Here is a 21,139-nt window from a genome sequence, read left to right as displayed (position 1 = left end):
TCTTACGATTCGAACGACTCTGTATTAAGCCATATTATAAGAAGTGGAACGTCACGTTACCTGTGATGCTACTTACTGTATCGCTGTCCCCATCGATATCAACACCAAACGCTTGATAACTTGCACCGACAGAAATGTTGTCTAACAAGAAGTATTCCGCGCCAACACCGTACATGTAGGACACGCCATCGTCTTTGTCCAAGCTGCTCAGGTTACCATTGTATTCGACGTTAAACGCGTTAATACCACCCTTCGCGTAAACGTGCAGAGGACCAAAGTCGATACTTGGCTTTGCGGCTAAGTAGAAGGAAGAGAAATCCACATCACCTCGGTTGCCAGCAAGATTTAAATCCACTTGGCCATGGTTGAAATAGCCCACTTCAATACCAATCAGCGGCAAGATCCCCGTACCAACATGAATGCCATAAGTGGTGTCGTTTTCGCTATCGATGTCTGATTGACCAATTTGACCACCAGCATAAAGCCAAGAGTCCGCAAGTGCAGATGTTGAGCATAGCGCCAAAGCCAATAACGAGAGTTTTGTTTTCATAGTTATACCTTTCCTGTTCGATTCCTGAACGGAACATCACGCGAACTGCATCGCGTTCCTTATGTATCTGGGTAAATACTATATTCAAAATGTGGCGGGTTTTAAGAACAACAAATGAATAATTTCTGTTCAATGTCTATTTGTGTGATTTACAGACAAAAAAAACACCGGCGCGTTGCCGGTGTTTATCAAATAAATCTTCGAAATGTTCGACGATTATAGGAAGTGCAGTGTCGCGTTTAGAGAGAACGTACCGATGTCGTCTTTGCCCGCTGTGTAGTTCATGTAGCTTGCGCCAACAGACATAGGGCCGAAAATGAAGTATTCCGCACCTACACCGTACATTAGATCCACATCATCGTCGTCTTTGCCGCCAGAAACTTTCTTATCCCACTGGTGGATACCGCCTTTCGCGTAAACATGCAGAGGACCGAAGTCGATGCTTGGTTTAAGCGCAGCGTAGTAAGAAGTCAGTTTAGTTTCTTGACCAGCGATCTTGAATTCACCGTGTTGAGTAACACCCGCTTCGATACCGATGATTGGCAGAATACCTGTACCTACGTGTACAGAGTAAGACGTGTCTGTTTCGCCTTTGTAGTCAGACTGACCTACAGAAGCACCACCATAAATCCATGAATCTGCCATTGCTGCAGAAGAAGCACTTAGAAGTGCCACTGCCAATAGAGTTTTCTTCATCATCAACCTTTACTCTTTATTATTACCCACTCCTGCGTAAAGCAGAGGTTGGTACTGCAAACACAAGGGAGGCGAACCATTGCCTCCCTTGTGACTTAAAATCACTTGTGGGTAAATAACTGCAATTACTGTACCAATCGAGCTTGCCACTGGACAAACCATTGATTACTCAGCAAACCCCACAAGAAAAAAACTGCCGCTATTGTACCGATCGCTTAGCAAGCATCAATCGCATTTTTGATACGTTTATCAGAAACTGGGTACGGAGTCCCCAATTGTTGAGCGAAGAAGCTCACTCGAAGCTCTTCGATCATCCAACGGATCTCTTTTACGTTCTCAGGAATCACCATGCCTTTCGGAATTTTGTTGAGCAGCTCTTTGTAGTCGCTCGTAACGGATTCCACTTTCAGCATGTGCAAACGGTCTTTATTTGGATCGATCGGCAGCTTCTCCATACGACGCTCTATCGCACGCATGTAGCGAAGAATATCTGGCAGGCGTTTCCAGCCACATTCTGTCGCGAAGCCCTTGAAGATCAACCCTTCGACTTGTGCTTTGATGTCCGATAACGCGAACGCCATGGTGAAATCGATCTTGCCTTTCAACTTCTTATTGATGTTGAAAGCGGTCGTCAGGATAGTTTCCACTTGCTGTGCAATGTCCACCACCGTATCACCCAGCTCAGCACGAACGTGTTCTTTCAGTGCATCAAACTTCTCAGGCTCCCAAACCAAACCGCCCTGCTCTTCGATAAGCTTATCGACACCACACGCGATACAGTCATCAATCAGATCCAGCACCTTACCGTAAGGGTTAAAGTACAGGCCCAACTTCGACTTGTTCGGTAAGTTAGAGTGCAGGTATTTAATTGGCGACGGCACGTTCAGCAAAATCAGACGACGCTGACCCGCTTGCATTGCCGTGACCTGCTCGTATTCGGTCTCGTACAGTTTGATTTCAACGCTGTCTTTGGCATCCACAATCGCTGGGTACGCTTTAACGTCGTAACCACCGCGTTTTTGTTGGTATACCTTAGGCAGTTCGCCAAAGCTCCACGTATGCAGACCTTCTTGTTCGATGTCGTCATCCGCCACTTTTGAAAGGGTTTCTTGAACTTTGTCTTTCAAGCTCTCTTTCAATTCGTGAAGGTCTTTATTTTCCTTCAACTTGCGATTTCTATGGTCAACCGCGCGGAAAGTCACCTTCAAGTGCTCCGGAATTTGATCCATATTCCAATCTTCGCGCAGAACTTCCACACCCGTCATTCGACGCAGCTCTTTCTCTAACGAGTCAAGCAGCGGCGCTTCCATCGGTGTTGCACGAGCTAAGAAAGCATCGGCATAGTTTGGCGCAGGAACAAAGTTCTTACGCACTGTCTTCGGCAGCGATTTAATCAAACTCACCACGAGCTCATGGCGTAAACCTGGGATCTGCCAATCAAAGCCTGCAGGCTCGACTTGGTTCAAGATCGGCAGCGGCAAGTGTACCGTCACACCGTCACTGTCATCACCCGGCTCAAACTGGTAGCTCAGCTTAAGCTTGAGGTTGTTTTGATGCCAGAAGTTCGGGTAATCCAAATCAGTAACGTGGCTTGCATCGCCCTTGAACAGCATCTCTTTCTCGAAGTTCAGCAGCTCTTTGTTGTCTTTCGACGCTTTCTTCCACCATGTATCGAAGTGTTTGCCAGAGACTACTTCAGTGCCAACGCGTTGGTCGTAGAAATCAAACAGTTCATCGTCATCGACCAAGATGTCACGGCGACGAGATTTGTGTTCAAGCTCTTCCACCTCTTGAAGAAGCTTACGGTTTTGCTTGAAGAACGCGTGCTTGGTTTCCCACTCACCTTCCACTAGCGCACTACGAATGAATAGTTCACGACTGACGGTTGGATCGATACTGCCGTAGTTCACCAAACGCTTCGGTACAATTGGCACACCGTAAAGCATCACTTTCTCGTGTGCCATGACTGCTGCACGTTTCTTCGACCAATGCGGCTCGCTGTAGCTGCGCTTAATCAGGTGCTTCGCTAACGGTTCAATCCACTCAGGTTGAATCTTAGCGATGATGCGACCCCAAAGTTTTGAGGTTTCCACCAGCTCAGCAGACATGATCCACTTAGGCTGTTTCTTGAATAGACCTGATGCAGGGAAGATATGGAAACGAGCGTTACGCGCGCCTTGGTATTCATTCTTCTCTTGGTCTTTCATACCGATGTGTGACAACAAACCGACTAGGATTGAACTGTGTACGCCATGGTAAGACGCAGGCTCATCGTTCAGTTTGAATTCCATTTCACGCATCGACTGGTGAATTTGGAAGTACACATCTTGCCACTCACGCACGCGCAAGTAGTTCAAGTAATCTTGTTTACATTGCTTGCGGAACTGGTTGCCCGTTAGCGCTTTTTGTTGCTTCTGGATGTAGTTCCACAGGTTCACAAACGTCAGAAAATCTGAGTCTTCATGGAAGAAACGTTTGTGTTTGTCATCTGATGATTGCTGCTTGTCACTTGGACGCTCGCGTGGGTCTTGAATCGACAGTGCCGCCGCGATGATCATCACTTCTTTCAATGCGCCTTGCTTTGGTGATTCCAATACCATACGTGCTAAACGTGGGTCGATTGGAAGACGTGCAAGTTGACGACCAATGCTAGTTAGGCGCTTCTTCGATTCTTTTGCATCAGAATTGATTGCGCCTAACTCTTCTAGAAGGCGAACACCGTCTTGAATGTTGCGTTTATCAGGTGCTTCCACAAACGGGAAGGCTTGAATATCGCCCAGACCAAGTGCCGTCATCTGCAAGATAACCGACGCTAGGTTGGTACGCAGGATCTCAGGATCGGTAAACTCCGGACGTGACTCAAAATCTTCCTCTGAGTACAGACGGATACAGATACCCTCTTCCACACGGCCACAACGACCTTTACGCTGGTTCGCACTCGCCTGAGAAACTGGCTCGATTGGAAGACGCTGAACCTTAGTACGGTAACTGTATCGACTGATACGCGCCGTACCCGGGTCAATAACGTATTTGATGCCCGGAACCGTCAAAGAGGTTTCTGCTACGTTGGTTGCCAGTACAATGCGGCGACCAGCATGAGGTTGGAAAATCTTGTTCTGCTCACCCGCCGACAAACGCGCGTAAAGCGGCACAATTTCCGTGCTCTTCAAGTTGCGCTTAGATAGTGCATCAGCGGTATCGCGGATTTCACGCTCACCGTTCATGAAGATAAGGATGTCACCTAAGCCTTCATCGCACAGTTCGTCTACCGCTTCGAAGATACCTTCAAGTTGGTCACGATCATTATCGTCATCACCACTTAGTGGGCGGTAACGCGTTTCTACTGGGTAAGTACGACCTGACACCTCAATGATTGGTGCGTTGTTGAAGTGTTTTGAAAAACGCTCAGGGTCGATGGTTGCCGACGTGATGATCACTTTCAGATCAGGACGACGTGGCAGCAACTCTTTCAAGTAACCCAAGATGAAATCGATGTTAAGGCTGCGCTCGTGCGCTTCATCGATAATGATGGTGTCATATTGATTCAAGAAACGGTCATGCTGAATTTCAGCCAGCAAGATACCGTCCGTCATCAATTTGATTTGGGTATTTTCAGAGATCTGATCGTTGAATCGAACCTTGTAGCCAACAAACTCACCAAGCTTGGTTTCCATCTCTTCAGCAATACGGTTCGCAACTGAACGCGCCGCAAGACGACGAGGCTGAGTATGCCCAATCAGACCGGATTTACCGCGACCAAGCTCAGCACAGATTTTTGGTAGCTGAGTGGTTTTACCTGAACCGGTCTCACCCGCAACGATAACCACTTGGTTTTCTTCGATCGCTTTCGCAATGTCGTCGCGTTTTTGGCTGACAGGCAGGATTTCAGGGTATTCAATCGTTGGTTTGTAGCTACTACGTTGCTCCACAACCATCATGGATTTGGCGATGTCTAATGCGATTTCATCAAATACAGCGTTACGCGCTGCGTCTTTTTTGATTTTGCTTGCACCAGAGATTCGTTTACTCAAGCGGAAGCGGTCACGCATCATGCACTGGTTAAGTGCCTTGCGTAGTGACGCCGCGTTATTTACTTGAGCCTGAGGCGCAGCATTCTGAGAAGCTTGTGCTTGAGATGCATTAGCCTGCTTCGCTTTGGCATTTTGCGCACCATTTGACGGTGTCGCTTGCTCTTCAGCGGGATTCTTTTTTGGGGGCTGTGACGAAGTCAAAGCGTTTCCTATTCTTTTCATTACATAAAACTGCGCGGATTGTAGCACATAAGGGCTAGAACAAGATAACGGAAAGCAGCATCCAGCAATCATTCAATTTTTTCGAACAACTTAAGCGAATCCATCGGGTTTTGAGTCGCTAAGCATTACATATAATGCATCACATAGCCGAAAGCACTTATTAAAGGAAATCCATATGTCTCGTGTACTAGCTCTTAAATCAAGCATCCTTGGCGATTACTCTCAATCAAACAAACTGGTTGAAGACTTCATCAAAAATGTAGACCAAGATAAGCTAACGGTTCGTGACTTAGCTGCAAATCCACTGCCAGTTTTAGACTTTTCCGTTGCGACAGCACTACGTGCAACAGAGGATCTTTCACAAGAGCAACAAGCGGTGGTTGACCTGTCTGATACCTTAATTGAAGAAATCAAAGCAGCGGATACTTTGGTTATCACAGCACCAATGTACAACTTTACGATTCCAACTCAGCTTAAAAACTGGATTGATTTGATTGCTCGTGCAGGCGTGACATTCAAATACACAGAAAATGGCGTTCAAGGTCTGATTGAAGGTAAGAAAGCAATCGTCGTCACCACTCGTGGCGGTCTTCATAAAGACTCACCAACCGACAGCATGACTCCATACTTACGCACAGTATTGGGCTTTGTTGGTATCACGGATGTGGAGTTTGTTTACGCAGAAGCGCTAAACATGGGTGATGACGCAGCAGCGAAAGGCATTTCAGCTGCGCAAAGCCAATTGGCAACCTTGGCGTAAGATTAAATAGAATTGAGTATAAACAAAAAGGGATTGGTTCGCGCCAATCCCTTTTTTATCGTTTTAAGTCAAAGCTGATCATGCTGTTGTAGCAGCTTTGCGCGCATTGTCCGCAACCTTTGCATTTTGCAGCGTCAATATTAGGTTTGATATCATCTTGCCATTGCAAAGCATCATATGGGCAACTGTCCTCACAACTACCACAATAACCGTATAAGTTTTCGCAGCTGTTCGAGATAGTGGCTATCAAGCCTGTAAACTCTGTTTGGTTAGAAAGCGCCAATGTAGGGCACGCCGACTTACACGCGCCGCATAAATCACATGCCGAGTAACTGATGTCTAACGCGGCAACGCCATCAACCATTTCTATGATTTGGCTTGGACATGCAGAAGCGCACTTTCCGCATCCATCACAAAGCCGAGTGAACATCGACTCTTCCACCGCATACGGCGGTCTCGCTTCAACACGAGGCTCTTGAGCTTGTTCCACTGGCGCGCGACGGAACGAAAACAGACGTCGCTTGCTTAGATCAACCGATTCAGACTGGCGCATCCGAGTAATCTCTCTTTGCTGGCACAACGACTTGGTATTGCTCACTCAAAGATTGAAGTAGTTCTTCAGTAAGGTTCGACAGTTTTGAGTAAGGCGCAAGAGTCACCGCTTTTTTGAAGCGCTTGTTGAAAAAGCCAAACCACGTCATCAAATGCTCGCGCAGCATTTCAGCCGCCAGTTTTTGTTGATCAGTTTCAATCAACATGCCTAACACCATCAACATCAAGCCGATCTGGTCTTCTGGTTCACGTTGGTCAGATTCCAAAGCAAAACCACAACGCTGCAAGAAGTAACGATATTCAATGGTTGATTCACCAAACAACACTGCTTCTTTATCTAGATAAGCCGACCCCCAAGGTGGCGCTGGCATCTCACCAATACCGGAAAACATGCGATCGTGCTCCATTTGCAGTACCTCTTCGCTCTCGCTTTGAAAGCTGCGTAGCATGTCATTGAGCGCTTCGATTGGTGTGTCAGTATTGCTCAGAAACGTATCGAGATTTGCCGCTGGGTAATCTTTTGGTTGGTAGTAAAACAGTGCACCAAACAGCTTAAGAACGATGCTGGTATCTTGTGGTTCAAGTTGAGAAATTTGCATGAAGTACCTTTGATGACTGGTGTTTTTATTCTTCGATTAAGTAAAACGGAAAAGAGGTGGGACGAACACTCGCCCCCCTCTGCTAATTGTTATCAGTACAAATAATGGTTATCAGCACAAATAACGGCTATTAGTACAAACCAGATGTAAAGTGCATGCCGTAGAACACGTTGCGACCCAGAATCTCCGCAACGAACAAGGCAATGAATGCCACGATAACCAGCAAATTCTTCTGACGACCTTCTACGGTAAACAACTCAGCGAATACCCAAAGAGCAGCAGCAACCACAAGCAACAACACATGACCAGCAACATAGCCAGATAACATGGTGATTTGATCCAAGCCACTGTGAATCGCCGTTGAGATGCCTGCGAAGTGAATCGTCTGCATTACTGAGAATGCTAGGTTCAGCGCAATCAAGCTCACACCAGCCCACATTAGGCGACGATTGGTTTTCTCAGCCGTCACGTCCAATACGTTGATCAGCGTGTAACCAAACATCAGACCCGAAGTCACGACCGTGAACCAAAACGCAACCGTTGTCATTGGTGAGTACCATGCTGGCACTGTTTCGATTTGGTAAACATTCGCCATCGCGAACATGAAAATCACGCCAACCGCGATAGACAACCAGTTCACGATTTTGCGAACGCCTTCGCTGCCGATTTTTAGAATCGTTAGCAACCAGTACAAACCCGCTAGAGACAAGAAGCTTGCCCCTGTTAAGATCTCGTTAGATAGCGCCGCACTACCAACACGGTTTAATGCGTTGAAGGCACGAAGCGGGCTACCTAAGTGAGTGGTTGAGAACAAGAAACCCAAGCCCATTACAACCAAGATAGCGAAACGAGCGATGTTCATACGAGGTTCTGTCACGCGTGGTGGCTTACCGAATTTCTCGAACGCGTTAACCGTTAAGTGCGCGCCAACCGCTGTTTGAGCAAGAACTGTAAAGGCAACTAATGGTGCTTCGTATAACATTATTTCACCTCTCTTGGATTCTGTAGGAAACCAGTGCGGTCATTGGTTGGACGACCATTTGGATTCAGCTTCACGATCAGGTTCGGGCTAGTAATGCGAGAATCTGGCAGTGGTGCCACGTCCGCGTTTGAACCGTATTTCGCGCGTAGTTCATCAATTGGACCAAACTCAATCGCACGTAGTGGACAGCTATCAACACACACTGGCATTAAGCCTTCTGCGACACGTTCATAACAGCCATCACACTTAGTCATGTGACCTTTTTCTTCGCTGTATTGAGGTGCGCCGTATGGACATGCCATGTGACAAGATTTACAGCCGATACACACGCTTTCATCGACAACGACAAAGCCGTCTTCTTCACGCTTGTGCATTGCACCTGATGGACAAACCTTGGTACACGCAGGGTTAGTACAGTGGTTACAAGAAATCGATAGGTAGTACGCGAACACGTTTTGACGGAACGCGCCGTTTTCTTCTGTCCAGTTGCCGCCTACGTATTCGTAAACACGACGGAAGTTACGGTCGATACCCAGATCTTTGTTGTCTTTACAAGAGAGCTGACATGTTTTGCAGCCAGTACATTTGCTTGAATCAATGTAAAAGCCATACTGCTTCGCTGTGCTCATTATTTAGCCCCCATTTTCTTAATTAGCGTCACTTCAACGAGGTTGGTATGGCTCGGGTTTGATTTTGCCAACGGGCTTGGACGTTGTGTCGTCAGTACGTTAATTGAACCCGCTTGGTCAACACCTTTACCATTTGGTGAGTACCATGCGCCCTCACCTAAGCCAACGATGTGTGGCATGATGCGTGGGGTTACTTTTACGCGAACGTTCATTTCACCGAACTTACTGCGCACGCTAACCAAGTCACCGTTATCGATGTTGCGTGACGCTGCATCAATTGGGTTGATCCAAAGTTCCTGTGGTGCCGCTGCTTTTAGGATGTCGACGTTGCCGTACGTAGAGTGCGCACGAGCTTTGTAGTGGAAACCCGTTAACTGAAGCGGGTACTCTTTACGATCAGGAGAATCCCAGCCATTAAACGTCGAAACGTACTCTGGTAATGGCTTGATGGATTCATCTTCGTCCAATTCCCATTCTTCGTTGATCTTCGCTAACGTCTCTGAGTAGATTTCAATCTTGCCCGATGGCGATGGTAATGGGTTCGCTTCTGGGTCACGACGGAAGTCTTCGTACGCCACGTGTGGACGGTCGAACTGCTTCTTGTAGATACCCTGCTTTCTCATCTCATCGTAAGACGGCAAGTTTGGATCGTTGTTTTGTTTAACGGTCTGAGCGTACATCCATTGCAGCCACTCTTCTTGAGTGCGACCTTCAGTAAACTCATCAAACACGCCCATGCGCTTCGCCACACCAGACATGATGTCGTAGATAGGTTTGCATTCGAAACGAGGTTTAATCGCTTGGCTTGCAAAGATGAAGTAAGGCATTGATGCAGCTGCACCATCCATACAGAAATCCGATTGCTCTGACGTTGTACAGTCTGGCAATACGATATCGGCATACTTCGCAGAAGAAGTCATGTGGTTGTCGATCACCACAATCATTTCACACGCTTTTTCATCTTGAAGAATTTCGTGTGTGCGGTTGATGTCTGAGTGTTGGTTAATCAGACAGTTACCTGCATAGTTCCAGATAAACTTGATGTTGTTTTGTAGCTTCTGCACGCCTTTAATGCCGTCGGTCAGATCTGTCATTTCCGTACCGCGGTAAATCGCGTCTGTCCAAAGGAACATAGGAATTGAGGCGCTGATTGGGTTTGGCACTTTCGGGAAGCGTTGGAATGGGTATGAGTGGTTACCCTCACGAGCACCAGTACCGCCACCTTGTAAGCCAACTTGACCACGTAGCAATGACAACATCATTACCGCTTTACACGCTTGCTCACCATTCGCTGAGCGTTGTAGACCCCAACCTTGGGTAATGTAGATACGTTTTGCATCGCCGATTTCACGCGCAAGTTTCAAGATCACATCAGCAGGAATACCTGTGATTGGCTGTGCCCACTCTGGTGTTTTCTCGATACCATCTGGACCTGTGCCCATGATGTAATCTTTGTAGCTGCCGTTTTCTGGCGCTGACGCTGGCATAGTTTTACGGTCGTAACCCACACAGTAACGGTCAAGGAAGTCTTGGTCGACTTTGTCTTCCGTAATCAATACATGGGCGATGGCTGCAATTAAAGCGGCATCTGTACCGTGCTTGATAGGAATCCATTGGTCTTCACGGCCTGCTGCGGTGTCGGTGTAACGAGGGTCGATACAAATCGTGCGAGTGTGACTGATGTTTTTCGCATCCACGTAGTTGTGAACCTGACCACCACCCGACATACGAGTTTCTGCTGGGTTGTTACCAAACATCAGACATAGATCTGCATTTTGAACATCGTCAATCGAGTTGTTATCAACGAACGAACCGTAGAAGTACTCCGACATACATTCGATGTTTGCTGCAGAGTAGTCACCGTAGTGATTTAGGTAACCACCACAAAGATTCATCATACGAGCAACCAATGTCGCGCTCGGATCCCAACTCTTAGTTACTGTGCCACCAAGCGTACCTGTACCGTAGTTTAGGTACACCGCATCGTTACCGTGGTCTTTAATAATGCGTTTTAGGTTATCACCAATGAGGTCAAAGGCTTCATCCCAAGTGATGCGTTTGAACTTACCTTCACCACGCTTACCAACGCGAAGAAGTGGGTATTTCAAACGGTCTGGCGAGTAAACACGGCGACGCATAGAGCGACCACGCAAACAAGCACGAACTTGATGGTTGTGGTTATACACATCATCACCCGTGTTATCGGTTTCTACCCATTTGATTTCACCGTCGACCACGTGCATACGAAGCGGACAACGCGAACCACAGTTTACGGTACATGCCGACCAGACAATTTTTTCGTTTGGTTTTGCTGGTGTTTCTTTGGCAACCGCTTTAGTTGCAAACGGGAGAGAAAGCGCGTTTCCTGCTAACGCCAAAGCGCCAAGTGCAGAACCGCCCTTTAAAGCATCACGCCGAGTAATATTAAACTTACCATTTTGACTCATGGTTTTTTCCTAAATTACGTTTTTGAATTTGGTCGTGGCGCTTAATTAATGGCTTTAAGTGGGGAAAGAACACTCGTTAGAAATAAAAGACATAGAGATTGTATTTTCAAAATAGGCATTCATTGAAAATATCTAATTTCGCTTTAATTAATACACAAGGCAAATCAAAGCAACATTTCTACAAAACCATCAATTAAGCTAGATAGCACAAGCCTTGAGCAACTAAGGCATGGCCACCCACCACTATTAATATCCTTGTAGATTTAAGGGGTGATAATCTTGACCACAGTCAATTATTAAAAAATACAAAATGCAATCTTATATTTCATTTCAACGTTTTATATGAATAAAATATTAATAGGTCAGAGAGGTGTCAATTCAATTAAATATTAGAATGGTTTTTAAATTGAATGGATAATAATTACAAATACAGAAGAATAGAAATAAGAACAATTACCAATTAACAGGAAATAAATAAGCCTCATGTCAAGATGAGGCTTATTCATATTTGTTTTTAGCTAAGCTTAAAAATCGTACTGGAAGTAGATCGTATTGTAGTTACTGCCGCCTTTGATACGGCCAAACTGAGAGGCGTTCTCGAAGATTGCACTGCGGTGATGCAGTGAGTAGCCGACCCACATGTTCTCCCAATCTTTTTGGTTGAACAAGTCACCGACGTTTACATCCAATGAGAAATCGAGATAGTTGAGTAAGTTACTTGGTGTGTAGCCCTTCTCTTCCATCTCTGTCCCTTCGATATAGGTAATGTTATCGATGTAAGACATACCTTCTGCAACACCAAAACGCCATTTCGTAGGCCAATTAAAGGTGTAATACGCTTTAATCGCCATCACGTATTCAGTGCTAGAAGATTGCACGTCTGACGACCAATGGTGAACAAGACCTGGAGTTAGATAGATATCTAGAGGTAAGCCAAATAGCTCGTCTGTCAGCGGATGCCCGTAGAAGAACGACGTCAGTTGGTTATTGTATTCGTCTTTCTCAGCATTGAACTTAAAGATGTCACCCATGTTAGAAGGTGTTGCCCAGCCATGTGCAATTCGAAGATACGGACGATTACGCAAATCTGACTTGCGCTCTTTGCCTTTATCATTGAAGAAGCCAAAGCCAACGAACACTTCACCTTGGTAACGATCTTCCACAATTTGGCTGTTGTACGCTTCACTATCCAGACGAGTGATGCTGGTTTCGCCCAATAGATACAGGTTAGAAATTACGTGGTAACGTGCTTTGATACCCAAATTCGCATCAATACCCGCACCAATTTTCTCACCTGTTGAATCTTTAAATGAGTAGTACGAACTGTTGAAGTCGGCATCTTTATAACGAATGGTAAAAGAGGGTTCTAACTCCCAATCGCCCAATTCATAATTAGCAGCGATACGGTAATTAGAGTGAAATTGAAATTCGTCATCCGTCATGACTTCAAATTCAGCGCGCCAGTTTTCGTCGAAGTTATAACGAATTTGGCCACCGAAATCGACACGATCCCCTTCAAACGCATTTTGAATGGATTTAGGAATATCAACAAAACGTAATCGCATGATGGCACTGGTACGCCAGTTAGAATCGCTCTCATCAAATAAGAACACACCGCCTTCGATACCGTCGATGTACAAGTGTTCGTTTTCAAAGAACATCATTGGCACAAACGTGCTCACCGTTGAGTCATCATTGGCTGTATAAAACGGGATCGATGCCGTTCGGTACATTGCCGCAATGCCCCACTCTTGCTCCGCGTGCTTTGTTTCAGCGAACGCCGAACCGCTCAGCAATAAACCAGAACATACTAACGATGCTCCTACTAGGTGTTTCATAGCTCTCCTATGTCACTGTAATTTGAGAAGGTCTCGATTGAAAAAGAGTATATCTGACTTTGGTCTAAGATCGGGTAAAAATTCCTACAAGACTCCGTCTCCCTTCGTATCACAGTACAAACCTTGAGCAATTTATAAATTTATTTTGAATTAACGTCAAATATTCAATTAACTGCACTTAAACATATCACTTAATTATCTTTACTCTGCACTCGCATTCCTTATGCAAATAAATACACATAATAAAAGGTAAACTATGCGAAACGTCACTTTATTAACGCTTGCGCCCTTCGCTTTTGCTTCACATGCAGCACAAATTCTGGACCATTCACAAACGGATCTATCTACGGCACTCACTAACACACAACGAGCGTCTTATTCCGCGGCGAACACTAAGCTGAGTTATCGAGACATCAATCGAGTCGAAATCGGTAATCAAATTTTGATTCGCAAACAACAACTCCATTACGGCATACCGGTTTACGGACACTCCGTTGTAGCCGATCTCTCTACTCGAGGATTTGCTCAACCTGTCGATGGTGATGTTGTTGTCGGCATTGAGAGCGATATTGATTCAACCCTACCTATGATCAGTGGCAAGCAAGCCATTGAGATCGCAACGGGCAACCGTCAAGGTGTCGCCGCAAGCAAATCTCCAAGTAATGAAAACTCGCCAAGTGATGACGCTCAGGCAGAATTAATGGTCTGGCTAGATGAACAACAAACCGCGCGGTTGATTTACAAAGTCGATGCAATCCAGATTAAGAATTTCCGCCCTTCTCGCCCTATCACTTTGGTAGATGCAAAATCAGGTGAGATCGTCGACCAATGGGATGGGATCGCGTTTTTGGAAGCCGAAGGGCCGGGAGGCAACCGCAAAAGCGGCCGTTACTACTTTGGTCCCAACACCAAGTTTGGTGGATTCCAAGTTAATCAATACTGCCAAATGGACAGCGAAAACGTCATTACCCTCAACATGAACAACCAACAATGGGGTGGCCAAGTTCATCGTTTCGACTGTAACGTGAACAACTATCGAGAAGTAAATGGCGCCTACGCTCCAATGAATGACGCGCACTATTTTGGTCAACGCGTGTTTGATATGTACCAAGATTGGATTGGTGCGCGCCCTATTCATCAAAAACTAACCATGCGTGTTCACTACGGTTCGAACTATGGAAATGCTTTTTGGGATGGTCGCCAAATGACCTTTGGTGACGGAAATAACTCAATGTACCCACTGGCAACGTGGGACGTTATTGCTCATGAAGTTAGCCATGGCTTTACCGAGCAAAACTCTGGGTTGGAATATCGTGGTATGTCGGGCGGAATGAATGAGTCCTTTTCCGATGTCGCCGCTGCAGCACTTAGCCAATATGTGCATGGCAGCTTTAATTGGAAGATGGGCGAACACGTAATGAAATACTCGCCAGCTATGCGTTACTTCATCAACCCAAGCCATGACGGTTCCTCCATCGACCATATCAACCAATACTACAATGGCATCGATGTGCACCACAGCTCAGGCATTTTCAACAAAGCCTTCTACCATTTGGCAATGAGCCCAAATTGGGACATCAAGAAAGCATTTATTGCTTATGCGACGGCCAACCAACTTTACTGGCAACCAAACTCGAACTTCCAACAAGGTGCGGAAGGCGTTTGTAAAGCAGCACAAAAACTTGGATACGATGGCTCTGCGGTAACCTCAGCGTTCGCAGAAGTTGGGGTGCAAGTAATGAACTGCGGCGATTCACAACCAACGCCAACACCGAACCCTGAGCCAGAGCAAGGAACGACAGAGCTGGAGATCAATATGCCAACACCTGTTGAAATCACACCGAATGGCGAACAACAGTTTGTCTTGCGTCAGTCTCCGGCTGATGAGGTATGGGTGCAAACTTACAATGGCTACGGCAATGTCGACATGTATGTTGCAATTGACCGTCCAGCAACACTTTCTGACTACGATTGCGTTTCGACTAACCAAGGTAACCACGAGTATTGCGGTTTCAGTGGTATTAAAGGAGCAGATATCTACGTGCTCGCGGCGAACACTCAAGGCTCATCAGACGTTTACGTGGCAGTGAGCGCAGAGTTAGAAGCGCCCCAGCCAGAGCCGGTTCCACAAGATCAATGTGCAGACCTAGAAGAGTGGTCTCCGTACTATTACTACCCTGCGGGCACGGCGGTGAAATACTGGAGCAATCACTTTGTCGCCTCACAAGACAACTGGGGTGCGAATCCATTCGACAACTATTGGCTATGGACTTTTGAAGGCAGCTGCCAATAACCCAGCCTCCCCTTTAACAAAGAGCTCGGAAACGAGCTCTTTTTCATTGGTTGATTACTCTGCACGCAATCAAACACGAAACGGTCAAAATTCTCTCTTCTCTCAGCAATGAGATTTAGATTTTTGCCAGATTCGCCGATACAATAGAAAACCAATGACCAAAGCCGCAGTTTATCGTGAAAGCATCCGAACTCATCTCCATAATCAACAACTTGCCGGAAGGTAGCGACCCCGATATCGTGATGGGTGAAGAATGGCTACCAGAACGCTTGGAAAGCACCACTCTTGATGGTGACATGCTGTTTATGCATTTCGATAACGCACCAGAAGATGGCCAAGGCGAAGAAGAAGGTCGCGGTTTTGTTGATCATGAAATCGACCTGATCCGTACTCGTCTACAGCAAATTCTCGATGAAGACAGCGACAATGCATCTAAAGCCGATGCTATGTTAGGTTTATTTCTGATGGGACATGAACTTAGTAGCTCGCAAGTTATCGAAATACTCGAAGAAGATTCAGAACACTGATTCAAAAAATAAGGAACCGCTTTGCCAACATCGCTCAACACCAACGAACTTTCCTCTCTTCCTCTGATTGTTGCCGGTCCGATTTTAAGAAAAGTCACCGCAACGGAAGTGAACATTTGGTTGGTGACCACGCAACCTCTCGAAGGCTTGATTGAAATCAGCGATGCAACCACTGGGGCGCAATATTACTCTCAACCAGTATCGGCAGAGCATCTATTACAAGTTGGTAAACGCGCTTGGGTTTGCATGCTCACGCTGCAAGGCGAGTTTCCTACCCATCAAGCATTGCGCTATCAAATCCATACCCAATCCGGTTTGTTAACCGAGTTGATGCCCCACCTTGACTACGGTGAAGACACAGATTCAGCACGAGGTGTGGAGTTCCTAATCAGTGAAAAAGCCGATTATGTCCTGCACGGCTCGTGTCGTAACCCACATCATTTTAGTAAAGACACTCTGGTCCAAGCTGACGCAAAAGTTGCTAGCCAACCGATAGAAGACCGCCCTGATATGCTCATCATGAGCGGCGATCAAATCTATGCTGATCATGTAGCAGGTCCAATGCTGGATGCGATTGAGCAATTAGTTGAGTTACTAGGCTTGCCTGATGAAGAGTTCGCTCAAGCACCAATAAAAAACACGCAAGAACTGTATCGTAGCCCAGATTGCTTTTATGGCCGAGACAACATTCTGCCTCACTACGTGGACGATTTCAGCTTACTTAGCAAGTTCTTTCCCCATCGTGGCACCCCTATTTTCAGTTCACGTGAATGCGAAAACCATCTCATCAGTTTTGCAGAACTGTTTGCGATGTACCTGCTCGTTTGGTCTCCAGTACCTTGGACGTTAGTCAATCGTGAGCGTTTATTGGAAAGAGAGTTTACAACGGGCGGAAAAGCGTTAGAGCCGAAATGGCAGCAACATTGGCGTGATGAGAAAATCCATATCGATGCGTTTGTCGAAGGCTTGGATAAAGTCCAGCGTTTGCTCGCTCACGTTCCTACTTACATGATCTTTGATGACCATGACGTGACCGACGATTGGAACCTGACGGTTGGCTGGGAAAAAGCAGCCAATGAGAACCTCTTCTCGCATCGCATCATCGGTAACAGCCTGATCGCTTACTGGCTATGCCAAGGTTGGGGAAACGCGCCAGAAAAATTCAACGCCCCGTTTATGGAGCATGCGCGCCGTTACTTTGAAGAGCTGACTTCAGAATCTCAAGACGAGTTCATAAAGTACCTCTATCGTTTTGAAGATTGGCACTACACGATTCACACCTCACCAAAAGTGGTGGTACTGGATACACGTACTCGTCGTTGGCGTTCAGAATCACGCATGAATAAACCGTCGGGTTTGATGGATTGGGAAGCCCTGATTGAATTCCAACAAGAATTGATGCATCAAGACAAAGTGATCATCGTCTCTGCTGCGCCCATGTTTGGTGTGAAGTTTATTGAGACGCTACAACGCATCATGACCAGTTTTGGTCAGCCGCTGTTGATTGATGCGGAAAACTGGATGGCGCATCCGGGTAGTGCGAATACCTTGATCAGTATTTTCACTCACACCAAAACCCCAACTAACTTCGTGATTCTCTCTGGCGATGTACACTACTCCTTCGCCTATGACATCAAATTGCGTTTTCGCCGTAATAGCCCAAACATCTATCAGGTCACTTGTAGTGGGATTAAGAACCAGTTTCCAGCGCAACTTCTGAGCGCATGTGATGCAATGGATCGTCTGCTGTATAGCCCTCGCTCGCCATTGAACTTGTTTACCAAACGTAAGCGTTTGAAGATTTTTAAACGCGCACCAAGCAACCACAATTTTTATCGACTCGTGAACCAAAGTGCGATTGGCGAGCTGAGATTGGATGAAGACGGAAAGCCAAATAATATCAGTATCTTAACGAGTGAAGGCGATTCAATCGATTTCCCGCCGACAAAGGTTGAGGAATAAATCCGCTTTTTGGCGGTCAAATACTGTATTGAGCAAAAATGTCATCTCAATCGTATGAGATCTTGATCAAATTTCATCAAGACCTTGAGATTTGCTCAAACCATTACCATCTTAAATAAATAGATAACAGCTTGGTGCTCAACATGTTTAATTCGCTTACTTCATTATTTAAACAACTTATAGAAGGCTCGGACCTTAGCCAATCCAACACGCTGTCACCCAATATGGCGATAGCCTGCTTGCTATGTGAAGTGGCTGGTGCGGACCATCAAATCGATGAAAGAGAGCAAGCAACCAAACGCTCTTTGATCATGAAATTGCTTTCCCTAACGGAAGAAGAGACCGACACACTACTGAATCAGGCTCAGAACCGATCGAGTGAATCGACTTCCCTTTATGACTTTACGTCTCAACTGCGTGAACTTTCACAAGAAACCCGCTATGAACTGATTAAGAGTATGTGGGAAGTGGCATACGCTGACGGTGAAATTGACCCATTGGAAGATGCCGTAATTCGCAAAACAGCGGAGCTACTCTACGTCGACCACAGCGACTTTATCCGAGCAAAATTACAGTCTCAGTAAAGCGCTACCTCAATAAAATACAGCCTCAACAAAAATAAGAACCAATAAAAAACGCGCTTCATGAGCGCGTTTTTTTGTATCTCTAGTCTGGATTTGACCGAATCAAACATCGTCATCTCAGCAAGAGTCTAGCCAACATTGTTGTTATTTATTAATAACTAATTTAGAGCTGGCTTATGACGAGCAGACTGAAATCCAATGAAAGATTTATGAAAACAGAAGCTTATAGCATGGTCAGTGCAAGTTTTGCCAAGTTGTATGCATCCACATAACCGGAATGCTGACGACCTTCCCACTCGATACCTTTGGCTTCTTGCGCCGCTCTGTGTCCAATACGTTTTTCTTTAAGACGATTTTGAATGCGGTACAAGGTTGCTAAGTTAATGAACTCGGTAAATGGCGCGTCAATGCCCTTTTGTTGGCATTCTTCAAGCAAGATAAGGTCATCACGTCCCCATGATGCGTAAATCTTATTGCGGCCGCCAAAGTTCTTCAGCATCGATTTGAGAACTTCTTCTAGTGGTCGACCTTGCTTTTCAATCTTACGTGGTGTGATACCCGTTAACTCGGCGCAGAACAGAGACACTTCATCGTGTTCTGGTTTCACGTAGTATTGCGCGCGCTTTACGATTTCACCTTTCGACAAATCTATTTCAGCCAAACCAACTTCAATGATCTCGCCCGTGCGACCCACGCCGTTTTCATTCCAGCAGCACATTTCTAAATCGAAGCAGACGATACGGTTATGGTTCATAGTTTGTCTTGATTCCTAACGTAAATTTGAAAGCGTGAGATTCTACCGTAACCAATCTCAAAACTCGAATTTGCTCGCTGAATTAATCGCCGATCGATACAGAGTTTCGACCATTTTCCTTACTTTGGTAGAGCTGCACGTCCATTTTGTGGAATAAACTCTCAGGATCTTCATCTTTGTGTACCGCAGCACCGATGCTCAGCGAACAAATGATTGGCGTACTTTCGTATTCAAACGGAGAGCTTGCCACTATCCCACGGAGCTTATCTAAGTAGACGGCCAACTCTTCTTTGTCCGTCACTCGCGATAAAATACAGAACTCATCACCACCTGCGCGGTAAAAGCGGTCGCCATCAAGTAGATTTGCGTTCACCAACTTGGTTACGTGCAATAACGCTTCATCCCCGGCCAAGTGCCCATATTTGTCGTTAATAAGCTTAAAACGGTCAATATCGAAGCCCACTAAAGAAAACTTAACGTCACTATTAATGTAGTGCAGTAAGTTATCGTTAAATACGCGTCGGTTCAGTAATTGGGTCAATGGATCTAACTCTGCCATGCGCTTTAGCTCCACCGTTTTATTGTCGAGCATCACCGCAAGGCGTTCCTTCTCACGCGACTGTAGATTAACGATATAGCTAATCAAGAAGGCGATAACCAAACCCGCGATGCCAGTACCATACAGTACTGAACGCTCCCACGCAGATACGGATTCCGAAAGTTTAAATTCGATGACCCAATCTCGGTTTGGCAAATGAATAGTACGGCTGATGATCTTACCGTTTAAAGCGTCCCAGTTTTCACTCTTAAACAACAGAGGGTCGTCGTAGGCATCAAACCCCTTATCTTCAACCTTGACGGACATATCCAGTTCCGTTGCCGTCTTTGTGATCAGTTGATCGAAGTAAGCCGTGCTGCGCACTACCCCAACAACGACACCAAGCAATTCTTGTTTGTCGAAGCTGAATACTGGGTGATAAACCAATAAACCGGTTTTCTCTAATGACTGGTCGTAGCCATCTTGTAATAGACGAACTTTGTCTGAAATGTTGGCTCTGTCATGAGTGATGATGTCATCTAAGATCAACTCAAAACGCAGACGTGAGGAATAAAAGCCAAGCAATGACAGGTTGGTTGCGGTTCTTGGATAGATATCGGTCGCCACATAAGCAGGCGCATCGTCTTTAAGGATGTATCCGAATGTTTTCTCGCCATCCTTGGGTACAGTAAAGATCTGAAAGTCCGGGAAAGTTTGACGTGTTTTGGCGAGGTAACTTTCTAACTCACTCGGCTCAACACGTTGCATCCATTGTAAAGCAATCAAACTCTCTGAGCTGCCCACTACTTGCTTCGCATAGTAAGGAAATTGCGTCCAGTAAGACTTATCAACGGAGTGAAAAAAGTTCGCACCCGCACCGATGAACTCAAGATCGTTTTCTACGGCAAGTTTAAGAGACTCCGCTTGACGGTCAGCCAAGGTATCAAAGATGGTCATGGTGTAACGCTGTTGTATTTTGTAGGCAACACCAACCATGCCAGCGGTAACGATAATGACCGTAATAAAGGCTACAATAGAAGCAGAATATCGTTTAAAAATGCTCTGTTGAGCCGTGCTATATGTCATTTCGTGTTCCACGTTTTTTGCGTGCAATGCTTCGATAATGATGGAAATACTGCGCCACATGTGGGTAAACATCAAGCAACAACGTTTGC

General features: G+C 45.8%; 16 protein-coding genes. 5 read left to right on the top strand and 11 right to left on the bottom strand.

The annotated features are described in order from the left end of the window. Positions 1-34 precede the first annotated feature (34 nt). The 3 genes from VCHENC03_RS23935 to hrpA form a co-directional block, all read right to left on the bottom strand. Positions 35-550: an outer membrane beta-barrel protein gene (locus tag VCHENC03_RS23935; protein WP_009704277.1), complete on the bottom strand. Its 516-nt coding sequence runs from the start codon at positions 548-550 to the stop codon at positions 35-37. Between the two features lie 216 nt (positions 551-766). After that, positions 767-1,246, bottom strand: coding sequence for an outer membrane beta-barrel protein (locus VCHENC03_RS23940; RefSeq protein ID WP_009704276.1), 480 nt, complete (start codon positions 1,244-1,246; stop codon positions 767-769). Positions 1,247-1,461: 215 nt separating this feature from the next. Further along, positions 1,462-5,499 carry an ATP-dependent RNA helicase HrpA gene (gene hrpA / locus VCHENC03_RS23945; protein ID WP_083481790.1) on the bottom strand — a complete coding sequence of 1,346 codons (4,038 nt, stop codon included), beginning with the start codon at positions 5,497-5,499 and terminating at the stop codon, positions 1,462-1,464. A gap of 175 nt (positions 5,500-5,674) precedes the next feature. On the opposite strand from hrpA, the gene VCHENC03_RS23950 reads away from it, so the two are divergent. Beyond that, positions 5,675-6,259 (top strand): FMN-dependent NADH-azoreductase, encoded by a 585-nt coding sequence (locus VCHENC03_RS23950; protein ID WP_009704274.1) that lies wholly within the window; start codon positions 5,675-5,677, stop codon positions 6,257-6,259. 55 nt (positions 6,260-6,314) lie between these two features. On the opposite strand, the gene VCHENC03_RS0125250 is transcribed toward VCHENC03_RS23950, so the two are convergent. From VCHENC03_RS0125250 to VCHENC03_RS23975, 6 genes are all read right to left on the bottom strand, one after another. Then, entirely contained in the window at positions 6,315-6,812 is a 498-nt protein-coding gene (locus tag VCHENC03_RS0125250; RefSeq protein ID WP_032801969.1) for a 4Fe-4S binding protein, read from the bottom strand. Continuing rightward, positions 6,799-7,410, bottom strand: a complete 612-nt coding sequence (locus VCHENC03_RS23955) for a TorD/DmsD family molecular chaperone (RefSeq protein ID WP_009704271.1) — start codon at positions 7,408-7,410, stop codon at positions 6,799-6,801. The genes VCHENC03_RS0125250 and VCHENC03_RS23955 overlap by 14 nt, the downstream gene beginning before the upstream one ends. 130 nt (positions 7,411-7,540) lie before the next feature. Beyond that, positions 7,541-8,392 (bottom strand): dimethyl sulfoxide reductase anchor subunit family protein, encoded by an 852-nt coding sequence (locus VCHENC03_RS23960; RefSeq protein WP_009704270.1) that lies wholly within the window; start codon positions 8,390-8,392, stop codon positions 7,541-7,543. Beyond that, complete coding sequence (locus tag VCHENC03_RS23965; protein ID WP_005433785.1) at positions 8,392-9,021, bottom strand: DMSO/selenate family reductase complex B subunit; 630 nt, start codon at positions 9,019-9,021, stop codon at positions 8,392-8,394. The genes VCHENC03_RS23960 and VCHENC03_RS23965 overlap by 1 nt, the downstream gene beginning before the upstream one ends. Further along, positions 9,021-11,468, bottom strand: coding sequence for a DmsA/YnfE/YnfF family dimethyl sulfoxide reductase (locus tag VCHENC03_RS23970; RefSeq protein ID WP_009704269.1), 2,448 nt, complete (start codon positions 11,466-11,468; stop codon positions 9,021-9,023). The genes VCHENC03_RS23965 and VCHENC03_RS23970 overlap by 1 nt, the downstream gene beginning before the upstream one ends. Positions 11,469-11,992: 524 nt before the next feature. Beyond that, positions 11,993-13,306: a MipA/OmpV family protein gene (locus VCHENC03_RS23975; RefSeq protein ID WP_009704268.1), complete on the bottom strand. Its 1,314-nt coding sequence runs from the start codon at positions 13,304-13,306 to the stop codon at positions 11,993-11,995. Between the two features lie 256 nt (positions 13,307-13,562). Here VCHENC03_RS23975 and VCHENC03_RS23980 point away from each other — a divergent pair, with 256 nt between their 5' ends. The 4 genes from VCHENC03_RS23980 to VCHENC03_RS23995 all read left to right on the top strand — a co-directional run bounded on the left by VCHENC03_RS23980 (position 13,563) and on the right by VCHENC03_RS23995 (position 18,672). Next, on the top strand, positions 13,563-15,599 hold the full coding sequence (locus VCHENC03_RS23980; RefSeq protein WP_009704267.1) for a M4 family metallopeptidase: 2,037 nt from the start codon (positions 13,563-13,565) through the stop codon (positions 15,597-15,599). A gap of 176 nt (positions 15,600-15,775) precedes the next feature. Continuing rightward, positions 15,776-16,126: a hypothetical protein gene (locus VCHENC03_RS23985; protein WP_032801968.1), complete on the top strand. Its 351-nt coding sequence runs from the start codon at positions 15,776-15,778 to the stop codon at positions 16,124-16,126. 21 nt (positions 16,127-16,147) lie between these two features. Then, positions 16,148-18,088, top strand: a complete 1,941-nt coding sequence (locus VCHENC03_RS23990; RefSeq protein WP_009704265.1) for an alkaline phosphatase D family protein — start codon at positions 16,148-16,150, stop codon at positions 18,086-18,088. Between the two features lie 143 nt (positions 18,089-18,231). Further along, positions 18,232-18,672, top strand: coding sequence for a tellurite resistance TerB family protein (locus tag VCHENC03_RS23995; RefSeq protein ID WP_005451837.1), 441 nt, complete (start codon positions 18,232-18,234; stop codon positions 18,670-18,672). A 223-nt stretch (positions 18,673-18,895) separates the two neighbouring features. Here the strand turns inward: VCHENC03_RS23995 and VCHENC03_RS24000 are convergent, their stop codons facing one another. Both VCHENC03_RS24000 and VCHENC03_RS24005 read right to left on the bottom strand, forming a co-directional pair. Beyond that, positions 18,896-19,426, bottom strand: a complete 531-nt coding sequence (locus tag VCHENC03_RS24000; RefSeq protein ID WP_005442698.1) for a 3'-5' exonuclease — start codon at positions 19,424-19,426, stop codon at positions 18,896-18,898. Positions 19,427-19,508: 82 nt separating this feature from the next. After that, the gene (locus VCHENC03_RS24005; RefSeq protein WP_009704264.1) at positions 19,509-21,050 is read right to left on the bottom strand and encodes a sensor domain-containing diguanylate cyclase; all 1,542 of its coding nucleotides are present in this window, start codon (positions 21,048-21,050) and stop codon (positions 19,509-19,511) included. Positions 21,051-21,139 lie beyond the last annotated feature (89 nt).

Origin of the sequence: Vibrio sp. HENC-03 (assembly GCF_000305755.2) — a bacterium.
GTDB lineage: Bacteria > Pseudomonadota > Gammaproteobacteria > Enterobacterales > Vibrionaceae > Vibrio > Vibrio owensii.
The sequence above is the reverse complement of the archived record's forward strand: the minus strand, read 5'-3'. Positions and strand labels throughout refer to the sequence as shown.

Excerpts from the sequence above, each read along its gene's own strand:
- VCHENC03_RS24000 (WP_005442698.1), bottom strand. The coding sequence starts at position 19,426 with ATGAACCATAACCGTATCGTCTGCTTCGATTTAGAAATGTGCTGCTGG.
- hrpA (WP_083481790.1), bottom strand. The coding sequence starts at position 5,499 with ATGAAAAGAATAGGAAACGCTTTGACTTCGTCACAGCCCCCAAAAAAG.
- VCHENC03_RS23940 (WP_009704276.1), bottom strand. The coding sequence starts at position 1,246 with ATGAAGAAAACTCTATTGGCAGTGGCACTTCTAAGTGCTTCTTCTGCA.
- VCHENC03_RS23960 (WP_009704270.1), bottom strand. The coding sequence starts at position 8,392 with ATGTTATACGAAGCACCATTAGTTGCCTTTACAGTTCTTGCTCAAACA.
- VCHENC03_RS0125250 (WP_032801969.1), bottom strand. The coding sequence starts at position 6,812 with ATGCGCCAGTCTGAATCGGTTGATCTAAGCAAGCGACGTCTGTTTTCG.
- VCHENC03_RS23980 (WP_009704267.1), top strand. The coding sequence starts at position 13,563 with ATGCGAAACGTCACTTTATTAACGCTTGCGCCCTTCGCTTTTGCTTCA.
- VCHENC03_RS23935 (WP_009704277.1), bottom strand. The coding sequence starts at position 550 with ATGAAAACAAAACTCTCGTTATTGGCTTTGGCGCTATGCTCAACATCT.
- VCHENC03_RS23970 (WP_009704269.1), bottom strand. The coding sequence starts at position 11,468 with ATGAGTCAAAATGGTAAGTTTAATATTACTCGGCGTGATGCTTTAAAG.
- VCHENC03_RS23995 (WP_005451837.1), top strand. The coding sequence starts at position 18,232 with ATGTTTAATTCGCTTACTTCATTATTTAAACAACTTATAGAAGGCTCG.
- VCHENC03_RS24005 (WP_009704264.1), bottom strand. The coding sequence starts at position 21,050 with ATGACATATAGCACGGCTCAACAGAGCATTTTTAAACGATATTCTGCT.
- VCHENC03_RS23965 (WP_005433785.1), bottom strand. The coding sequence starts at position 9,021 with ATGAGCACAGCGAAGCAGTATGGCTTTTACATTGATTCAAGCAAATGT.
- VCHENC03_RS23975 (WP_009704268.1), bottom strand. The coding sequence starts at position 13,306 with ATGAAACACCTAGTAGGAGCATCGTTAGTATGTTCTGGTTTATTGCTG.
- VCHENC03_RS23955 (WP_009704271.1), bottom strand. The coding sequence starts at position 7,410 with ATGCAAATTTCTCAACTTGAACCACAAGATACCAGCATCGTTCTTAAG.
- VCHENC03_RS23950 (WP_009704274.1), top strand. The coding sequence starts at position 5,675 with ATGTCTCGTGTACTAGCTCTTAAATCAAGCATCCTTGGCGATTACTCT.